Origin of the sequence: Streptomyces oceani, from assembly GCF_001751245.1 — a bacterium.
In the GTDB taxonomy this organism is placed as follows: domain Bacteria; phylum Actinomycetota; class Actinomycetes; order Streptomycetales; family Streptomycetaceae; genus Streptomyces; species Streptomyces oceani.
On sequence record NZ_LJGU01000113.1, the window covers coordinates 45,905 to 65,099 of the forward strand.

Annotated in this window: 15 protein-coding genes; 6 read left to right on the top strand and 9 right to left on the bottom strand. The window is 71.2% G+C overall.

Annotated features, from left to right (window positions below):
• From AN216_RS06065 to hemG, 3 genes are all read right to left on the bottom strand, one after another.
• The coding region (locus AN216_RS06065) for an ABC transporter ATP-binding protein (RefSeq protein WP_070195560.1) at window positions 1-690 on the bottom strand (690 nt) is incomplete at its 3' end.
• A gap of 89 nt (window positions 691-779) precedes the next feature.
• Complete coding sequence (gene hemQ / locus AN216_RS06070; protein ID WP_070195561.1) at window positions 780-1,496, bottom strand: hydrogen peroxide-dependent heme synthase; 717 nt, start codon at window positions 1,494-1,496, stop codon at window positions 780-782.
• A 4-nt stretch (window positions 1,497-1,500) separates the two neighbouring features.
• On the bottom strand, window positions 1,501-3,003 hold the full coding sequence (hemG, locus tag AN216_RS06075) for a protoporphyrinogen oxidase (RefSeq protein ID WP_070195562.1): 1,503 nt from the start codon (window positions 3,001-3,003) through the stop codon (window positions 1,501-1,503).
• A gap of 153 nt (window positions 3,004-3,156) precedes the next feature.
• Between hemG and AN216_RS06080 the strand changes: the two genes are divergently transcribed.
• Window positions 3,157-3,792, top strand: coding sequence for a LysE family translocator (locus tag AN216_RS06080; RefSeq protein ID WP_070195563.1), 636 nt, complete (start codon window positions 3,157-3,159; stop codon window positions 3,790-3,792).
• Between the two features lie 131 nt (window positions 3,793-3,923).
• Here the strand turns inward: AN216_RS06080 and hemE are convergent, their stop codons facing one another.
• A complete protein-coding gene (hemE, locus tag AN216_RS06085) occupies window positions 3,924-4,988 on the bottom strand; it encodes a uroporphyrinogen decarboxylase (RefSeq protein WP_070195564.1) in 1,065 nt (354 codons plus the stop codon).
• Between the two features lie 85 nt (window positions 4,989-5,073).
• Between hemE and AN216_RS06090 the strand changes: the two genes are divergently transcribed.
• From AN216_RS06090 to AN216_RS06110, 5 genes are all read left to right on the top strand, one after another.
• On the top strand, window positions 5,074-5,772 hold the full coding sequence (locus tag AN216_RS06090; RefSeq protein ID WP_070195565.1) for a DUF3000 domain-containing protein: 699 nt from the start codon (window positions 5,074-5,076) through the stop codon (window positions 5,770-5,772).
• Window positions 5,773-5,994: 222 nt separating this feature from the next.
• Window positions 5,995-6,666, top strand: coding sequence for a helix-turn-helix transcriptional regulator (locus AN216_RS06095; RefSeq protein ID WP_070195566.1), 672 nt, complete (start codon window positions 5,995-5,997; stop codon window positions 6,664-6,666).
• Between the two features lie 281 nt (window positions 6,667-6,947).
• On the top strand, window positions 6,948-8,222 hold the full coding sequence (locus AN216_RS06100) for an HRDC domain-containing protein (RefSeq protein ID WP_070195567.1): 1,275 nt from the start codon (window positions 6,948-6,950) through the stop codon (window positions 8,220-8,222).
• Between the two features lie 141 nt (window positions 8,223-8,363).
• Window positions 8,364-9,578: a thiolase family protein gene (locus AN216_RS06105; RefSeq protein WP_070195568.1), complete on the top strand. Its 1,215-nt coding sequence runs from the start codon at window positions 8,364-8,366 to the stop codon at window positions 9,576-9,578.
• Window positions 9,575-11,704 (top strand): 3-hydroxyacyl-CoA dehydrogenase NAD-binding domain-containing protein, encoded by a 2,130-nt coding sequence (locus AN216_RS06110; protein WP_070195569.1) that lies wholly within the window; start codon window positions 9,575-9,577, stop codon window positions 11,702-11,704. The genes AN216_RS06105 and AN216_RS06110 overlap by 4 nt, the downstream gene beginning before the upstream one ends.
• 142 nt (window positions 11,705-11,846) lie before the next feature.
• Here the strand turns inward: AN216_RS06110 and dxs are convergent, their stop codons facing one another.
• The 5 genes from dxs to AN216_RS06135 all read right to left on the bottom strand — a co-directional run bounded on the left by dxs (window position 11,847) and on the right by AN216_RS06135 (window position 18,956).
• On the bottom strand, window positions 11,847-13,763 hold the full coding sequence (dxs, locus tag AN216_RS06115; protein ID WP_070195570.1) for a 1-deoxy-D-xylulose-5-phosphate synthase: 1,917 nt from the start codon (window positions 13,761-13,763) through the stop codon (window positions 11,847-11,849).
• A gap of 305 nt (window positions 13,764-14,068) precedes the next feature.
• On the bottom strand, window positions 14,069-15,433 hold the full coding sequence (locus AN216_RS06120; RefSeq protein ID WP_079166317.1) for a sugar ABC transporter permease: 1,365 nt from the start codon (window positions 15,431-15,433) through the stop codon (window positions 14,069-14,071).
• Window positions 15,430-16,209, bottom strand: coding sequence for an ATP-binding cassette domain-containing protein (locus AN216_RS06125; RefSeq protein WP_070195571.1), 780 nt, complete (start codon window positions 16,207-16,209; stop codon window positions 15,430-15,432). The genes AN216_RS06120 and AN216_RS06125 overlap by 4 nt, the downstream gene beginning before the upstream one ends.
• 179 nt (window positions 16,210-16,388) lie before the next feature.
• Window positions 16,389-17,483 (bottom strand): sugar ABC transporter substrate-binding protein, encoded by a 1,095-nt coding sequence (locus tag AN216_RS06130; RefSeq protein WP_070195572.1) that lies wholly within the window; start codon window positions 17,481-17,483, stop codon window positions 16,389-16,391.
• A gap of 279 nt (window positions 17,484-17,762) precedes the next feature.
• On the bottom strand, window positions 17,763-18,956 hold the full coding sequence (locus AN216_RS06135) for an ROK family transcriptional regulator (protein ID WP_070195573.1): 1,194 nt from the start codon (window positions 18,954-18,956) through the stop codon (window positions 17,763-17,765).
• Between the last annotated feature and the right edge of the window lie 239 nt (window positions 18,957-19,195).

Sequence of the window (19,195 nt, forward strand, 5' to 3'; positions counted from 1 at the left end):
GGCCCCCGGCGGGCCGGAGACGGTGACCTGGACCCGCGGGCCGGCGGGTCCGCCGTCCGGGCCGTCCGTGCCGGTCGACTCGACGTGGAGTCGGCCGTCCGCCACCCGCCAGCTCTGGCCCACGGAATCGGCCAGCCGCTCCGCTTGGTGGTCGACGTAGACGACGGTGCCGCCGGCGGCGACGGTCTCGGCCACGACCCGGTCGAGCTCCTCCCGGGCCGCCGGGTCGAGACCCGTCCACGCCTCGTCCAGGACCAGCAGCCGCGGCCGGACCAGCAACGCCTGGGCGACCGCGACCTTCTGACTGGTGCCCTTGGACAGCTCGGCCATCGGGGTGTGGGTGTGGCCCGCGGCGCCGAACCGCTCCAGCCACTCCCGCGCCGTACGGGCCGCCGCGCGCCGCCGCATGCCGCGGATGCGCGCCTGGTGGGTCAGATAGCCCAGCGGCCCGAAGGGCAGTGCCACGGGGAAGCGTTCCGGTACGTAACCGACAGGGCGCGGCACCTCGGTGACGCGCCCTCGGGAGGGGGCGTCGATGCCGGCCAGCAGGCGCAGCAGCGTGGACTTGCCGCTGCCGTTGTCGCCGGTCACCCGGAGGACGGTGGCTTCCGGCAGCGCGGCGTCGACCTCGCGCAGCACCCACGGGCTGCCCGGGCCGCCGTACCGCCGGCCGACCGCACGCAATTCCATGCCGCCACACCGTAGTCGACGGGCGCCCCACCGGACCCGTGCGAACTCCGATTCCTCGCCGGCGGGCGCGCTCACGCCGGCGGGCGCGCTCAGGCCAGCTCTGCCACCAGTTCGGCGACGGGCTTGCGGCGCCCGGTGTAGAACGGCACCTCCTCGCGCACGTGCAGACGGGCCTCGGAGGCGCGCAGGTGCCGCATCAGGTCGACGATCCGGTGCAGTTCGTCGGCCTCGAAGGCGAGAATCCACTCGTAGTCGCCCAGCGAGAAGGCCGGCACGGTGTTGGCCCGTACGTCCGGGAAGCCGCGGGCCATCTTGCCGTGGTCCGCGAGCATGCGGCGCCGGTCCTCGTCCGGCAGCAGATACCAGTCGTACGAGCGCACGAACGGGTAGACACTGACGTACTCCCGCGGCTCCTCGTCGGCGAGGAAGGCCGGGATGTGCGACTTGTTGAACTCCGCGGGCCGGTGCAGCGCCATGTTCGACCAGACCGGGTCCAGGGCGCGGCCCAGCTTGGTGCGACGGAACCGGTTGTACGCCTCCTGCAGCGCGTCCGACGTCTCCGCGTGCCACCAGATCATCACGTCCGCGTCGGCGCGCAGCCCGGAGACGTCGTACGTGCCGCGGACCACCACGTCCTTCGCCGCGAGCTGCGCGTACAGCTCGGTCACCTCGTCCGCGTAGCCACCGCGATCCTCCGGAAGCTGCTCGCGCAGCCGGAAGACGGACCACAGGGTGTAGCGGAGAGTGTCGTTGAGGTCCTTGGCCTTCTTGCCCGCGTTGGAGGTCTTCTCCGGTTCGACAGTCATGCGTCTATTCTCCCGCGCTCGCTCCGCTGCCCGGCGGCCGGGTCGTCGACGTACGGTCCGCTGACGTGCGGGTGACCTCCGCCACCGCCGCGTCGGCGCTCCCGACGCAGGCCGGGATACCGACCCCGTCGTACGCCGCGCCGCACACCGCGAGCCCGGGCAGCGCCCCGAGCGCGCGGCGTACCCGCGCGACGCGGTCCTGGTGGCCCACCGGATACTGCGGCAGGCCGCCCTCCCAGCGGCTGACCACCGTGGCCACCGGCTGGGCCGAGATGCCGACGGCGGCGCGGAGGTCCCCGCGCGCGGCGGCCACCAGCTCCGCGTCCGGACGCTCCAACCGCTCCGCCTGGCCGTACCGCCCGATGGAGGCGCGCAGCACGAACAGTTCCGGGTCCTGCGCCCCGGTCCACGCCCACTTGTTGGCGGAGAACGTCGCGGCCTTGATCACCCGCCCGTCCACCGGCGGGACGAGGAAGCCGCTGCCCTCCGGCACGGACTCGCACTCCGCGCGCCGGAAGGCCATCGTGACCAGCGCCATCGAGGCGTAGTCCACCGCCGTCAACTCGGTCGCCGCCCCGGGCGCGACGGGCCGGAGCACTCTCGCCGCCGCGGGAGCCGGTGCCGCCACGATCACGGCGTCCGCGTCCAGCGTCTCCCCCGTCTCGGTCACCACCCGCCAGCCGCCGACCGCCGCCTCGCTGGTCTCCGCCTGGCGCGCCGCCCCGACCTCCCCGCCGTCCGCCGGCAGCCGGTGCACGGCTCGTACGGTCACGCCCGTACGCAACGTGCCGCCAGCGGACCGGCAGGCTTCGGCGACCGCCTGGGGCAGTCGCCCGATCCCGCCCTCGATGCCCTGGAAGACCGGGCCGGTGGCGGCCGTGCCGGCCTCCCTGGCGGCGGACTGCCGCTCCAGGGCGGCGCGTACGCCGGTCAGCAGGGAACGCTCCGCGCGCGCCGCCTCGTACAACTGCGGCACGGTCGCGCGCATCGAGAGTTGGTAGGCGTCGCCCGCGTAGACCCCGCCGAGCAGCGGCTCGACCAGCCGGTCCACCACCTCGCGGCCCAGCCGCCGTGCGACGTACTCGCCGATCGCGGTGTCCTCGCCGACCTCGGTGGCGGGCAACGACGCGTCCCGCGCCATCCGTTCCCGACCCTCCCGGGAGACGATCCCCGTCAGGGTGTCCGGGTCAGCCGGTACGCCCATGAGGTGGCCCTTGGGCATGGGCTGGAGCGCGCCGCGGGTCCAGATCGCGGACCCGGCGCCGGTCGGGGAGCGCAGATCCCCCCCGAGTCCCACGGCGTGCGCGAGCCCGACGGCCTCGGGACGCCGGGCGAGCATCGCCTCGGCACCCAGGTCGACGGCCAGGTGCCCGGCGATGTCGCCCACCCGCAGCTTGCCGCCGAGTCGCGCCGTGGACTCCAGCAGCGTCACGAAGTGGCCCTGGCCCAGCAGCCGGTGGGCCGCGGCGAGTCCGGCGATACCGCCGCCGATCACGATCACCTGCATACCCTCACCCTAGTACCGCGCGCACGAAGCCCTGACCTACGAAGGAGGCGCTCGGGAGCGACCTCTCCCGCCTGGACCACCGGTCATGACGCCGCCGGCTGAGGTGGCGCAAAAGCGCTCCCGGTGTCACGCGGTCGGAAGTACGCTCCGCGCATGATGGGATGGGACCAGTTAGCCGCCTTTGTCGTCGTTGTCGCCGCCTTGATCGTCGTACCGGGTCCGAGTGTGCTGTTCGTCGTGAGCCGTGGGGTGGCCCTGGGACGGCGGGCGGCGGTGTCCACCGCGGTGGGCAACGAAGCCGGGATGCTGGTCCAGGTGCTGCTGGTGGCCGTGGGGCTCGGCGGCATCGTCGAGCGGTCCGCGCTCGTCTTCTCCGTGCTGAAGTTCGCCGGCGCGCTGTACCTCGTCCATCTGGGCGTGCACGCGTGGCGGCATCGCAAGGAACTGGCCGTCACCCCGGAGCAGGAGCGGACGACGCGGTCATCCGCGCAGATCCTGCGCGAGGGCTTCATCGTCGGGGTCAGTAACCCCAAGGGTTTCCTTATCTTCACCGCCGTGCTGCCGCAGTTCGTGAGTCCCGACAGCGGCAGCGTTCCCGTTCAGCTGCTCGCGCTCGGCCTGATCTGCGTGATCATCGCGCTGATCTCGGACGCCGCCTGGGGGGTGCTGGCCGGCACGGTGCGCGGCTGGCTGGGGCACTCCCCGCGTCGGCTCTCCTTCATCGGCGGCGCCTCCGGCGCGGTCATGGTCGGGCTGGGCGTCAAGCTGGCGTTCAGCAGCCGGCCCTGACCCACCCGAACACCGTCAGGGCCGGCGGCTGCCGCCGTGGACCATCGACGCCGCCAGCGCCCGCGAGTTCGCGAACCCGTGGAGATCCGTACGGCGCGGGGAGCCATCGGTCGCCGCGCACTACGGAGTGGTCAGCGCGCGGTGCGCTCGTGCACGTACGCGGTCAGCCGGGTCAGCGAGTCCGGGTCGGTGTCCGGCAGGACACCGTGCCCCAGGTTGAAGATGTGCCCAGGCAGTCCGTCCGCCGCCCGCAGCACGCTCTCCGCCTGTTCCTCGACGGCCTCCGGCGGCGCGAACAGCACCGCCGGGTCGAGGTTGCCCTGTACGGCCTTCCCCGGACCGACCCGGCGGGCCGCCTCGTCCAGCGACACCCGCCAGTCCGCCCCGACCACGTCGGCCCCCACCTGCCCCATCAGGCCGAGCAGTTCGCCGGTGCCCACCCCGAAGTGGATACGCGGGATGCCGTACTCCGCGACCGCCTCGAAGACCTTGGTGGAGGCGGGCAACACGGAGTGGCGGTAGTCGTACGGGCGCAGGGCGCCGGCCCAGGAGTCGAAGAGCTGCACCGCGGAGGCGCCGGCCTCGGCCTGCACCCGCAGGAAGGCGGCGGTGATGTCGGCAAGCCGGTCCAGCAGGTCGGCCCACAGCTGCGGGTCGCCGTACATCAGCGCCTTGGTGTGCTCGTGGTTGCGTGAGGGCCCGCCCTCGACGAGATAGCTGGCCAGCGTGAAGGGCGCGCCGGCGAAGCCGATCAGCGGAGTCCCGCCCAGCTCCTCGGTGAGCGCACCGACGGCCTCGGTGACGTACGCCACGTCGTCCGGCTCCAGCGGACGCAGCCGCTCCAGGTCGGCCCGGCTGCGGAACGGCCGCTCGACGACCGGTCCGACACCGGGCTTGATGTCCAGTTCGACGCCGATCGCCTTGAGCGGCACCACGATGTCGCTGAAGTAGATGGCCGCGTCCACGCCGTGCCGACGTACCGGCTGCAGGGTGATCTCGGTGACCAGGTCCGGACGCGTGCACGCCTCCAGCATGCCGGTGCCCTCCCGCGCCTTGCGGTACTCCGGGAGCGAGCGCCCGGCCTGCCGCATGAACCACACCGGGGTGTGCGGCACCGGCTGGCGTCGACACGCCTGCAGGAAGGGGGAGTTCCGGGTGGCGAGGGGTGGGCCCGCGGGCGGCTGGTTCGCAGTCACATCCCGAAGTCTCGCATGGGATACGAAGCGACCGTGACTCGTGTTCCTACCGGACGCGCCCCCGCCGTACGCCTACCCTCGGCGCATGGCAGCGGCTGGGACACACGAGGCGGGGGGCTCCGACGGCACCCGGGACGGTACGGACGCGCACCTGGCGGTGTTCCGCCGGGCCGTCACGGCGCTCGGGGAGGTGACCCACCGGCCGGAGTTGCGGCTCGCCGAGCTGCCCGCGCCGAAGCGGCTGGCGCCGTACGCGTACGCGCTCGAGGCGAGCGTACGGGACCCGGAGGCAGGGGCAGGAGCGGGAACGGGGACGGAGGCCGAGACCGACGACATGGACACCGAGCTGGCGGACGGACGCTTCGTGCTGCTCCACGATCCGGCCGGGCAGGAGGGCTGGCAGGGCACCTTCCGGGTGGTCACCCTGGCGCGCACGGAGCTGGAGGCGGAACTGGCGGTCGATCCGCTGTTGCCGGAGGTCACCTGGTCCTGGCTGACGGGGGCGCTGGAGGCCGGCTCGGTGCGTTACGGGGCGCCGAGCGGCACGGTGACGCGTTCCGGTTCGTACTTCTTCGGGGAGCTGGCCGGCCGCGGGACCCAGAGTGAACTCGAACTCCGGGCCAGCTGGAGTCCGTTGGAGCCGGAGGCGGGCGTCATCCCGGACGTGGCCGCTCATCTCACCGTCTGGTGCGACGTGTTGTGCCAGTGCGCGGGCCTGCCCCAGCACTCCGACGGTGGGCCGGTCGTGCCGCTGCCGCAGCGCCGAGGGCCGCGACGTGGGTGAAACGTGCCGGTGAGGCAGCGGGCGGGGCGACGAACACCGTCGAGCGACTGTCCGAATTGCACCATTTGTTATCACTGATTCGTGATCATTCTCTAAAGCCTGAGATGCCAGCTGCCGAAGCACGTGGTGACCCTTCCACCAGGGAACGTCCCGGCTCGATCGTTGATCCGCAGCTGCGTGTCCACGAGCCGGCACCGTCCCAGCCACTGCCCAGGAGGCCCGGTGTCCGTTCTCCTCGAGCACCCCACAAGCCTGGTCGCCTACCGCCCGAACAAGCCGACCGCCATGGTCGTCGTCGCCGACCCCCGAGTCCGTTCCACCGTGACCCGGCACCTCTGGGGACTCGGCGTACGGGACGTGATCGAGGCGTCGTCCATCGCGGAGGCCCGTCCCCGAATCGGTAAGCCACGTGACATCTGCGTGGCCGACGTCCACCTGCCCGACGGATCCGGCCTCACTCTGCTCTCCGAGACCCGTAACGCGGGCTGGCCGAACGGCCTGGCGCTGTCCGCCGGGGACGACGTCGGCGCGGTCCGCAACGCCCTTGCCGGCGGCGTCAAGGGATACGTCGTCACCGGCACCCGCACCAGCATCGGTGGCGGCCTGCCCACCCGGCACGGCGCCGCGTCCATCGGCGCCGCCCGGCTGCACCGCCGTCCGGGCGGCGGCCCCGGCGGACCCGGCCACCCCGGCAGCCACCGGGAGCTGTCCGGACGGGAGGTCGAGGTGCTGCGACTGGTGGCGGAGGGCCAGTCGAACAAGGCGATCGGCGTCTCCATGGGACTGTCCGCCCTGACGGTCAAGTCCCATCTCGCGCGGATCGCCCGCAAGCTCGGCACCGGCGACCGGGCAGGCATGGTCGCGGTCGCCCTCCGCACCAGCATCATCCACTGACACCCCCATCGCGCGGCAGCACAGCAGCAGAACCGCACGCCCGCACCGTCGCGACACCGTGAGGCCGTCCGTCGCACGGCCGCACCAACGCACCGTCACAGGGCACGCCGCTGCCCCAGCACCAACCCCACTCCGTGACAACCCGCCCGACCGGACAGCCAACCGGTCCACATGCGCCCGCAAGCGCCCGTCAGCGCCCGTCAGCGCCCGTCAGCGCCCGTCAGCGAGACGCAACCGCCGACGGGCGCTTCGCGGTACGCACACACCGCTACCCTGGATCGGTGACCGACGCCCAGGAGACCGCACCAGCGGCCGCAACTCAGCCCCGCACCGAGGACCCCGACTCGACGGCGCCGATCCCGTTGTTGGAACCTCGCGAGGGCGTCCCCCCGGTGATCACCACAGCGGAGGAACTCGCCCGAGTCACCGCTGAGTTCGCCGCCGGCAGCGGCCCGGTCGCGGTGGACGCGGAGCGCGCCTCCGGATACCGCTACGGGCAGCAGGCGTATCTCATCCAGCTGCGCCGGGCAGGGGCGGGAAGCGCCCTCATCGACCCGGTCAGCTGCCCGGACCTCACGTCCCTCGGCGTGGCGCTGGAGAGTACGGAGTGGGTGCTGCACGCCGCCAGCCAGGACCTGCCGTGCCTCCGCGAGATAGGCATGGCCCCGCGCGTGGTCTTCGACACCGAGCTGGCCGGCCGGCTGGCCGGCTTCGCGCGCGTCGGTCTGGGCGCCATCGTGGAGAACGTCCTCGGGTACGCCCTGGAGAAGGGCCATTCGGCCGTCGACTGGTCCACCCGCCCGCTGCCCGAACCCTGGCTACGGTACGCCGCGCTGGACGTGGAGCTGCTGGTCGACCTGCGCGACGCGCTGGCCGAGGAGCTGCGCCGGCAGGGCAAGCTGGACTGGGCGCTCCAGGAGTTCGCCGCCATCGTGGCGGCCCCGCCACCGGCTCCGCGGAAGGACCCCTGGCGGCGCACCTCCGGGATGCACAAGGTGCGCCGCCGGCGCCAGTTGGCGATCGTACGGGAGCTGTGGACCGCGCGTGACGAGCTGGCGCGCCGGCGTGACGCCTCGCCCGGCAGGGTGCTCGGCGACGCCGCGATCATCGCCGCCGCCCTGAACCAGCCCTCGGACGTCCAGGGCCTGGCGGCACTGTCCGGGTTCGGGCATCGGATGAGCCGCCGCCAGCGGGAACAGTGGCAGGCGGCGATCGATCGGGCGCGCGCGCTGCCCGAGGAGGAGCTTCCGCAGCTCGGTCAGCCCCCCGGCGGCCCGCCGCCGCCACGGTCCTGGGCGGACAAGGAGCCCGCCGCGGCCGCCCGGCTCAGCGCGGCGCGCGCCGCCGTCACCGCCCGGGCAGGGGAACTCAACCTCCCGCAGGAGAACCTCCTCACACCGGACACCGTACGGCGACTGTGCTGGGAACCGCCGACGGAGATCTCCCGGGAGACGGTGACCAGCGCGCTGCGTGGGTACGGCGCCCGCGAGTGGCAGCTCGAGCAGACCGTCGACCTGCTGGTGACCGCGCTGGCGGCGACCGCGCCAGCGGACTGATCGGCTGGTTCACCCGCGCGCCACCCTCCACGAGCGAAGGCCGCACCCGGGCCGCCCTTGCCCACGTGTTACCGGCAAGTAGCATGTACCCCGGGAAGCGCGCCGTACGGCGTCACCACCGCACCCTGGAGGAGAGCCAACGTGCCTCGTACCACTAGGGACGTCGTCTTTGTCGACGGCGTCCGAACCCCGTTCGGCAAGGCGGGCCCCAAGGGCATCTATCACGAGACCCGCGCCGACGACCTGATCGTCAAGTGCATCCGGGAACTGCTGCGCCGGAATCCGGATCTGCCGCCCGAGCAGATCGACGAGGTCGCGGTCGCCGCGACCACCCAGATCGGCGATCAGGGACTGACCCTGGGGCGCACCGCGGGCATCCTGGCCGGGCTTCCGAAGTCGGTGCCCGGCTACTCCATCGACCGCATGTGCGCCGGCGCGATGACCGCCGTCACCACCACCGCCGGCTCGCTCGCCTTCGGCGCGTACGACCTCGTGGTGGCCGGTGGCGTGGAGCACATGGGCCGGCACCCGATGGGCGAGGGCGTCGACCCCAATCCGCGGTTCGTCTCGGAGAAGCTGGTCGACGAGTCCGCGCTGTTCATGGGCATGACGGCGGAGAACCTGCACGACCGGTTCCCGCACCTGACCAGGCAGCGTGCCGACGAGTTCGCCGTACGCAGCCAGGAGAAGGCCGCGAAGGCGTACGCCGACGGCCGTATCCAGTCGGACCTGGTGCCGATCTCGGTACGCCGCACCAACTCCGAGGCCGGAGAGGTCGGTTGGGGCCTGGCCACCGAGGATGAGCCGATGCGTCCCGGCACCACGCTGGAGAACCTGGCCGGCCTGAAGACGCCCTTCCGCGCGCACGGCCGCGTCACCCCGGGCAACGCCGCCGGCCTCAACGACGGCGCCACCGCTTCCCTGCTGGCCGCCGAGGACACCGCCCGTCAGCTGGGGCTGCCGGCGAAGATGCGCCTGGTCGGATACGCCTTCGCCGGAGTGGAGCCGGAAGTCATGGGCGTCGGGCCGGTGCCGGCCACCGAGAAGGCCCTGCGCCGGACCGGCCTCAGCATCGAGGACATCGGCCTGTTCGAGATCAACGAGGCGTTCGCGGTGCAGGTCCTCGCCCTGCTCGACCACTACGGCATCGCCGACGACGACCCGCGCGTCAACCAGTACGGCGGCGCGATCGCCTTCGGCCACCCGCTGGCCTCCTCCGGGGTGCGTTTGATGACGCAGTTGGCCCGGCAGTTCGAGGAGCAGCCGCACGTCCGCTACGGCCTGACGACGATGTGCGTCGGCTTCGGCATGGGCGGGACCGTCATCTGGGAGAACCCGCACTGGGAGGGCAAGTGAGTAACACCGCCGAACTGCTGAAGGGCGCGGCCACGCTGTTCCCTGACGAGGTCGTCACGCACGCGCACGTACGCCATCTGGATCTGCCGGCCGGGGCGGGCCGGTTCGCCCTGATCACGCTCGACAACGGGCACGACCACAAGAAGCCGAGCACCTTCGGCCCGCAGTCGCTGGCCGAGCTGGACGCCGCGATCAACCAGGTGGAGACGGAGGCCGCGGCCGGCGAGATCGTGGCCGTGGGCATCACCGGCAAGCCGTTCGTCTTCGCGGTGGGCGCCGACCTCAAGGGCGTCGAGCTGCTGCGGAACCGGGAGGACGCGCTGGCCATCGGCCAGGGCGGGCACGCCGTCTTCAAGCGGCTCGGCTCGCTGGCGGTGCCCAGCTTCGCCTACTACAACGGCGCGGCGATGGGCGGCGGCGTCGAGGTCGGGCTGCACTGCACGTACCGTACGGTCAGCGCGGCGCTGCCGGCCTTCTCGTTGCCGGAGGTGTTCCTCGGCCTGGTGCCCGGCTGGGGCGGCTGCGCGCTGCTGCCGAACCTCATCGGCGCCGACCGGGCGGTCAGCGTCATCATTGAGAACTCGCTGAACCAGAACAAGCAGCTAAAGGGCCGTCAGGTGCACGAGCTGGGCATCGCCGACGCGATCTTCGAGGGGGCCGACTTCCTCGAGGAGTCGCTGAGGTGGACCGCCTCGGTGGTCAGCGGCGCCACGGAGGTCGTACGTCCGGAACTCAACCGGGACGAGGCTTGGGACCAGGCCGTCCAGCGCGGCAGGGAGATCGCCGACAGCAAGGTGCACGGCGCGGCCCCGGCGGCGTACCGCGCGCTGGACATCATCTCGGCGGCGAAGAGCGGTGACCTGCGTGCCGGTTTCGACGCCGAGGACCAGGCGCTGGCCGACCTGATCATGACGGGTGAGCTGCGCAGCGGCCTCTACGCCTTCGACCTGGTGCAGCGGCGTGCCAAACGGCCGGCGGGCGCGCCGGACAAGTCGCTGGCGCGGCCGGTGACGAAGGTCGGGATCGTGGGCGCCGGCCTGATGGCCAGCCAGTTGGCGCTGCTGTTCGCGCGCAGGCTCCAGGTGCCGGTGGTGCTCACCGACATCGACCAGGAGCGGGTCGACAAGGGCGTGGGGTACGTCCACGAGGAGATCGACAAGCTGCTGCTGAAGGGGCGGCTGAACCAGGACCAGTCCAACCGGCTCAAGGCGCTGGTGACCGGTTCGCTGGACAAGTCGGCCGCCTTCGCGGACGCGGACTTCGTCATCGAGGCCGTGTTCGAGGAGATGAGCGTCAAGCAGCAGGTGTTCGCCGAGGTCGAGGCCGCGGTGCCGGAGCACGCGATCCTGGCGACCAACACCTCGTCGCTGTCGATCTCCGAGATGGCCGCCAAGCTGAAGCACCCGGAGCGGGTCGTCGGATTCCACTTCTTCAACCCAGTGGCCATCCTGCCGCTGCTGGAGATCGTACGCGGCGAGCGCACCGACGACGCGTCGCTGGCCACCGCCTTCTCGGTCGCCAAGTCGCTGAAGAAGACCGCGGTGCTGGTGAAGGACGCCCCGGCGTTCGTCGTCAACCGGGTGCTGACGCGCTTCCTGGGCGAGGTGCTGGGCACCATCGACGAGGGCACGCCGGTCGAGGTCGCGGACCGCGCGCTCGCGCCGCTCGGGCTGCCGATGTCGCCGATCATGCTGCTGGAGCTGGTCGGTCCGGCGGTGGCGCACCATGTCGCGGGCACGCTGCACGGCGCCTTCCCCGACCGGTTCGGCCAGTCGGAGAACCTGGGCCGGATCGTGGCGGCCGGCAAGCGCACCTTCTACGTGCACGACTCCGGCAGCCCGGAACTCGACCCCGAGGTCGCGGAGCTGTTCCAGACCGGCGACACCGTGCTGACCGAGGAGCAGGTACGGGATCGGGCGCTGGACGCCATCGCGCAGGAGATCCGCCTCATGCTGGACGACGGCGTGGTCGCGGAGGCCCAGGACATCGACCTGTGCCTGATCGCCGGCGCCGGTTGGCCGTTCCACCTGGGCGGCATCACGCCGTACCTGGACCGGGAGGGCGTCAGCGAGCGGGTCACCGGCCAGCGGTTCCTGGAGCCCGGTGTGGCCAGCGTGCCGGCCTGACCGACGCGGCACGGAGCAGGGGTGCGCCACGGCGATCGTGGCGCACCCCCTCTCGTATGCCCGTCAGCGGACACCCGCAGCGTAAGGACGGTGGCGTACGGCGCTGGCGTGCGGTCGCACGTACGGGCACCGCCGCACCGGCTCAGTCGTGGGCGACCTCGGCGGCGGCGGTCTCCAGCTGGCCGTCCAGCCGTGCCACCAGGCCGGTGACCTGGCGGGCGATGTCCGGTGCGGTGAGGCCGATCTCGCCGAGCACCTCGCCCCTCGAGGCGTGGTCCAGGAAGCGCGGGGGAATGCCGAAGTCCCGCAGCGGCACGTCGACCTCGGCGTCGCGCAGCGCCTGCGCCACGGCCGAACCCACCCCGCCGGCCCGGCTGTTGTCCTCCACCGTCACCACCACCCGGTGGATCCCGGCCAGCGAGGGCAGCTCCGGGTCGACCGGCTTCACCCAGCGCGGGTCGACCACCGTCGTCGAGATGCCCTGCTTCTCCAGGAGTTGGGCGACATCCAGGCACATCGGTGCCAGCGCCCCCACGGACACCAGCAGCACGTCCGGCCTGTCGTCGTCCCCGGCCTCGCGCAGCACGTCCATCCCGCCGATCCGACGCACCGCCGGCACCGCGGGGCCGACCGCGCCCTTCGAGTAACGCACCACGGTGGGCGCGTCGTCCACGGCGACGGCCTCGCGCAGCTGCGCGCGCAGCTGGTCGGCGTCGCGCGGCGCGGCGAGGCGCAGCCCGGGCACGCACTGCAGCACGGACATGTCCCACATGCCATTGTGCGAGGCCCCGTCGGAGCCGGTGACACCCGCCCGGTCGAGCACGAAGGTGACGCCGCAGCGGTGCAGCGCCACGTCCATGAGCACCTGGTCGAAGGCACGGTTGAGGAAGGTCGCGTAGACCGCGAACACCGGGTGCAGGCCGCCGGTGGCCAGTCCGGCGGCGGAGGTCGCGGCGTGCTGCTCGGCGATGCCCACGTCGTACACCCTGTCGGGGAACTTCTCGGCGAACTTGTGCAGGCCGGTGGGACGCATCATCGCGGCGGTCAGCGCGACGACGTCCTCCCGCTCCCGACCGAGTTCGACCATCTCCTCGCCGAACACCGAAGTCCAGTCGGCTCCGGAGGACTTCACGGGCAGCCCGGTGTCCGGGTGGATGACGCCGATCCCGTGGAAACGGTCCGCCTCGTCCTCCAGTGCCGGCTGGTAGCCGCGACCCTTCTCGGTGATGCAGTGCACGATCACCGGCCCGCCGAACCGCTTGGCCCGTTGCAGGGCGAACTCCAGCGCCTCCAGGTCGTGTCCGTCGATCGGGCCGACGTACTTCAGGCCCAGGTCCTCGAACATGCCCTGCGGGGCGACCAGGTCCTTCAGGCCCTTCTTCGCGCCGTGCAGCGTCTCGTACAACGGCTTGCCGACCATGGGGGTGCGGTTGAGCACCTCCTTGCCGCGGGCGAGGAAGCGTTCGTAGCCGTCGGTGGTACGCAGGGTCGCCAGGTGGTCGGCGAGACCGCCGATGGTGGGGGCGTACGAACGCTCGTTGTCGTTGACGACGATGACCAGCGGGCGGTCCTTGGCGGCGGCGATGTTGTTCAGCGCTTCCCAGGCCATGCCGCCGGTCAACGCGCCGTCCCCGATGACGGCGACGACATGGTCGCCCGTGCGCCGCACCTCGTTGGCCTTGGCGATGCCGTCCGCCCAGCCGAGGACCGTGGAGGCGTGTGAGTTCTCGATGACGTCGTGCTCGGACTCCGCCCTGGACGGATAGCCGGACAGCCCGCCCTTGGCCCGCAGCCGCGAGAAGTCCTGGCGGCCGGTGAGCAGCTTGTGCACGTACGACTGGTGCCCGGTGTCGAAGAGCACCTTGTCCCGCGGAGATTCGAACACGCGATGCAGCGCGATCGTGAGTTCCACGACGCCCAGGTTCGGCCCCAGGTGTCCCCCGGTCTTGGCCACGGAGTCGACCAGGAACTCCCGCACCTCCCCGGCCAGCTGCTCCAACTGCTCCGGGCTGAGCCCATCGAGATCGCGCGGTCCCGTGATAGCGGTCAGCAGCGCCACCCGTGCCTCCTCGTGCTGTCGAGCTGTGCCGATCGCGGGAAAGTCTAATGTTCCACTCGCGGATCCGTTCGCTCGGCCGTACCTCCGAGCGCCCGGGTTCGCTCACCGGACGTCCGGGGAGGCGGGTCGCGCGGCTCGGAGGCCGGCGCGGGGCACGCCCGTACGGGTGAGGACGTGCCGTCTGGCTCTTCCGAACGGCACCGTCTGGGAGGGCACGCCGTACGCCCCGGCCGCGGCGTGTCCGAACTGGCCGGATCGCGGCGGCCGGGGCCGGAATCGTACGAGGGCTGCCGGGGCGAGGACGCCTAGGTTCTGCCGGCCGTCTTCTGGGTCCGGCGCGACACGGAGTCGATCACGACAGCGGCGAGCAGCACCGCTCCGGTGATCATGAACTGCACGTCGCTCTCCATCCCCTGTAGGTTCAGACCCTGTTGGATGGAGGTGATCACGAGCGCGCCGAGCAGCGCCGACCAGATCTTGCCGCGCCCGCCGAACAGGCTGGTGCCGCCGATGACCGCGGCGGCGATCACGTTCATCAGCGTGTTGTCTCCGCCCAGTCCCTTGTTCGCGCCGCCGGACTGGCTGGCGATGAACAAGCCACCGACCGCGGCCAGCATCCCGGCGATCCCGAAGACGGTGATCCGGATCTTCTCCACGTTGATGCCGGCCCGGCGAGCCGCCTCCGCGTTGCCGCCGACCGCGAAGACCTGCCGCCCGTAGGTCGTACGCCGGGCCACGAAGTCCGCGCTCACCAGGATCACCAGGAAGATCACCAGCGCGAGCGGCAGCCCCCGTGCGCCGGCGGGCTCGTTGAGCACGTAGGCGACGGCGTACGCGAGGACGGCGACGGCGGTGGCCCGGAGGGCGATCTCGCTGTTCGGGCGGTACGGCAGCCGGGCCGCGCGGCGCCGCTTCGCGTCCAGCAGCAGTGAGCCGACATACCCCAGCACGGCCACCGTGGCGACGGCGTAAGCCGCCGCCTTGTCGGAGAAGTAGTAGCCGGTCAGGTCAGCCACGACACTGTCCAGCGGGGTGTTGATGGTGCCCTCGCCGCTCATCAGCCAGAGCTGTACGCCGCTCCAACCCAGGAAGCCGGCCAGGGTCACCACGAACGCGGGCACTCCCACGCCGGCGAAGAAGAAGCCGTGTATGAGCCCCATCACGCCACCGGCGGTGATCGCCATGAGCACGGCCAACCAGTCGTTCATGCCGTGCGTGACGCTGAGCATCGCCCAGAGTGCCGCGCTGGCGCCGGCCACCGAGCCGACCGACAGGTCGATCTCCCCGAGCAACAGCACGAACACGATGCCGACGGCCATGATGCCGAGCCCCGCCGTGTACACGGCGATGTCACTCAGGCTGCTGGCCGACAGGAAGCTGTCGTTCAGGGACTGGAAGGTGATGGCGATGACGATCAGGCCGACGATGACCGGCAGTGAGCCGAGTTCACCACCCCGCACCCGGCGGGTGAACTCGTGCAGGAAGCCCTTCAGGCCCTCCTGACGCACCAGCAACCTGGGGTCGACGGCGCCGGTCGGCGATACGGGCCCGTCAGTGCCGCTGGCGCCGTCAGTGCCGCTGGCGCCGTCAGTGCCGCTGGTGCCGTCAGTGCCGCCCGGACCGTCCGGCTCCGATGCCGTCCCGGATGCCGTGTCCTTGAGATCGCTCATGGGTTCTTCTCCGTCGTACGAGCCTGGCGACGGGTGACCGCGTTGTCCGAGGCACCTGTGATCGCGGCGATGATCTCTTCGTGTGAGGTCTCCCGCACCGGGAAGACGCCGTTGTTCCGGCCCAGCCGAAGCACCGCCACGCGGTCCGCCACGGCCTGTACGTCCGCCATGTTGTGGCTGATCAGCAGGACTCCGAGGCCCCGCTCGCGTAGCCGCTCGATCAGGTCGAGCACCTGGGCGGTCTGCTCGACCCCCAGTGCCGCGGTGGGCTCGTCCAGGATGACCACCTGCGGCTCGCCGATGAGGGCGCGGGCGATCGCCACCACCTGACGCTGACCACCGGAGAGCGAGGCGACCGGGACGCGCACGCTGGGGATGCGGATCGACAGGGTGTCCAGCAGCTCCTGCGCGCGCTTCTCCATCCCGACCTCGTCCAGGATCGCGGCGCTGCGCAGCTCGTTACCGAGGAAGAGGTTGGCGACCACGTCGAGGTTGTCGCACAGCGCGAGGTCCTGGTAGACGGTGGCGATTCCCAGGCTCTGCGCGTCGTGTGGCCGATGGATCTGCACCGGGGCGCCATGCCGTTCGATGGTGCCCTCGTCGATGGTGTGCACCCCCGCGACGGTCTTGACGAGGGTGGACTTGCCGGCGCCGTTGTCACCGACGAGAGCGAGCACCTCGCCGGGTCGGATCTCCAGGTCCACCTCGGTGAGGGCCTGGACGGCGCCGAAGCGTTTGGAGATGCCGCGCAACGCCAGCACGGGTTCGTTCGGCACGGGGCCAACTCCGATCTGTGCGGGAGCCGGAGTCGCCGTACGTACGAGACACGGGCGGCTCCGGCGCCGTTGGGCTCAGGGGGTGGCGGCGCACCGTGGGTGGCACGGTGCGCCGGCGTCGACCACCCCGCGCCGCGCCGGTGCTATGGGAGGCGCGTGCGGCGCGGGGTGGTCGGAGGTCACTTCAGGCCCGCCTCGGCGCACGCCTTCGCGTAGGCCTTCGTGCAGATCTCACTGGTCTTGTAGACCTTGTCCTTGATGACCGTTTCCTTGATGTTGTTCTTGGTCACGACCTTGGCCTCGAAGAGCTTGGCCGGGATGTCCTTCTTGCTCTCACTGTCGATCGAGCCGGGAGTGAACTCGTCAATGTCCTTGCCGTTCAACAAGGCCACCGCGATCTCGGCGGTGGTGTACGCCTCGGGCTTGATCGCCTTGTAGATCGTGTAGCTCTGGGTGCCGCTCACGATCCGCTGCAGGCCGGCGAGTTCGGCGTCCTGGCCGCCCAGCGGCAGGTCCTTGATCCCAGCGCCCTTCAGTGCCGTGGCGACGCCGCCGGCCATGCCGTCGTTCGCGGCGTACACCCCGTCGAAGCCGTCCTTGCCCAGCGAGGTGATCGCGGCCGACATCTTCTTGTTCGCCTGGTCCGGCGACCAGTCGGGGATGTCCTGCTCGTAGACGATCTTCTTGACCTTCTCGTCCAACACCGAGTGCGCGCCCTTCTTGTACAGCGCGGCGTTCGGGTCGGTCGGCGAACCGTTGATCATGACGACCCGGGAGTCGCCGGCCTCCTCACCCAGGGCCTCGACCATGGCCTTGCCCTGGAGTTCGCCGATCTTCTCGTTGTCGTACGAGACGTAGGCGGAGACGTCGCCCTCGGCCAGCCGGTCGTACGCGACCACCTTGACGCCCCGCTCGGCCGCCCGGTCCACCCACGACCTGGTGGCGGTGGCGTCCACCGCGTCCAGGATGATCACCTCGACGCCCTGGGTGATCAGGGCGTCGAACTGCTTCTTCTGCTTCTGGGTGTCCTGCGAGGCGTTGCTGTACTTGACCTCGCACTCGTCACAGAGTTCGTTGATCTTCTTCCGCATCAGCGGCTCGTCGAAGGTCTCGTAACGAGTGGTCTTGTTCTCCGGCAGCAGCAGGCCGATGGTCTTGTTGTCGCCACCGCCCTCGTCCTCACTGCCGCCGCCGGCCTCACCACAGGCGGCGAGGGCCAGGGACATCGAGATCGCGGCCGTACCGATGACCATACGGCGCGTCAGCGTCTTCATGGAAATGGGAACCTCCCTGACGAGGCCGCGTCAATGCGGCCGAGGTGGCAGGAAGTCAACTCCCACTGACAGCTACCGTCAAGAAGTAAACACTTAACGAGAAGGCAACGATGCCATTCGTTACCACTGTGAAGGCATATCGGGATCAACCACCGACCGGGCAGGACCCGTTGTCGCGTCCGTCCGCCTGCGGAGGGCCGACAGCGGGCCGGACCGCGAACCGACAACGAGTCCAAGGCGCACTGACTTCCTGGCGTACAGGGGGCGCCGACCCACGGCCTACGGGCTCGCCGCCTCCGCACCCGTCGGGTCCAGCAGCGAGGCGTCACCCATCTCGTTCAGCACGAGCGCCAGAGCGCCCAGCACCTCCGCGCGACTGCCCAACGTCCCCGGCACCACCGAGAGCCGCCGCGCCGCGCTCGGGATGGCGTAGCGCGCGACCGAGTCCCGCACCGGATCGAGCAGCAGGTCGCCGGCTTCCGCGAGGTCGCCGCCCAACACCGCCCGGCAGGGGTTCAGCAGGTTGCACAGGCTGGCCACGCCGCTGCCGATATGTCGACCGATATCCGCGACCAACCGGCGGCAGCCCGGGTCCCCTTCGAGGGCGAGCCGCACCACCGTGGCCATGTCGATGTCCGCGCCATGGCTGGAGCCGAGCAGCGGCAGGACGTACCGCGCGGCGGTGAAGGTCTCCAGGCAGCCGCGGTTGCCGCAGCGGCAGACCGGGCCCGACTCGTCCAGCGTGATGTGGCCGATCTCCCCGGCCGTGCCGCCGGGCCCGCGGTAGATCCGTCCGTTGATCACCAGCCCGGCACCCACTCCGCTGCCGATCTTGATGTACGCGAGGTCGCTCGATCCTCGCCCGCTGCCCCAGACGCGCTCCCCGAGCGCGCCGAGGTTGGCGTCGTTGTCGACGTACACCGGTACGCCGAGTCGCCCGGACAGCTCCTGGCTCGGGCGGGTCCCTGCCCAGCCCGGCAGGATGGCGGTGGAACCGAGTTCGCCCGATTCCACGTCGATCGGCCCGGGGACGCCAAGACCCACCCCGACGACCTTCTCCCGACTGACCCCCGAATCCGCGACAAGCCGCTCCACCAACAACTCCGCGCGGTCGAAGCCCTCCGCGGCGGACGCGTCCACATCGATCGGCTCGGACTCCTCGGCCAGCACCTGATGGGCGAGGTTGCCGACGGCCACCCGCATGTGCGCGTGCCCGAAGTCCACACCCACGACGATTCCCGCGTCCGAGGACAGCGAGACGCTGCGGGCCCGACGTCCGCCCGCGGAGGTCGACGCCACCTCCACGGTGCCGCCGTCCTTGAGTTCCCGCACGATGTTGGACACCGTCGCCGCGGAGAGCCCGGTACTCCGGGCGATCTCCGCCTGGGTGAGAGATCCGGCCAACCGGACGGCTCGTACGACCCGTGCCAGATTGGCCCGGTGCAGCGAGGACTGCGATCCCGGAGTCTCCACCTTTGCTTCACTCCCGCCCTGGTGCGGCACGACCACCGGCCCGTCTGCCGCATCACGGCGGCGGATGCGGTCTGTTTCCAACATCTGAAACTCAAGCAGAGCGTTCCGGGTCAACTCCCGTCAAGACCTTGAGCGAACTTGCGCTCACATGTGAGGCATCGTACGAACTTGAGCGCCCTCGGCGACGAGCCCCCGGACAAGGACCGTCCCGGACCCGGTGGTCGCGCCACCGGGTCCGG

Excerpts from the sequence above, each read along its gene's own strand:
- hemQ (WP_070195561.1), bottom strand. The coding sequence starts at position 1,496 with ATGACTGTCGAACCGGAGAAGACCTCCAACGCGGGCAAGAAGGCCAAG.
- AN216_RS06080 (WP_070195563.1), top strand. The coding sequence starts at position 3,157 with ATGATGGGATGGGACCAGTTAGCCGCCTTTGTCGTCGTTGTCGCCGCC.
- AN216_RS06090 (WP_070195565.1), top strand. The coding sequence starts at position 5,074 with ATGGCAGCGGCTGGGACACACGAGGCGGGGGGCTCCGACGGCACCCGG.
- AN216_RS06130 (WP_070195572.1), bottom strand. The coding sequence starts at position 17,483 with ATGAAGACGCTGACGCGCCGTATGGTCATCGGTACGGCCGCGATCTCG.
- AN216_RS06120 (WP_079166317.1), bottom strand. The coding sequence starts at position 15,433 with ATGAGCGATCTCAAGGACACGGCATCCGGGACGGCATCGGAGCCGGAC.
- hemG (WP_070195562.1), bottom strand. The coding sequence starts at position 3,003 with ATGCAGGTGATCGTGATCGGCGGCGGTATCGCCGGACTCGCCGCGGCC.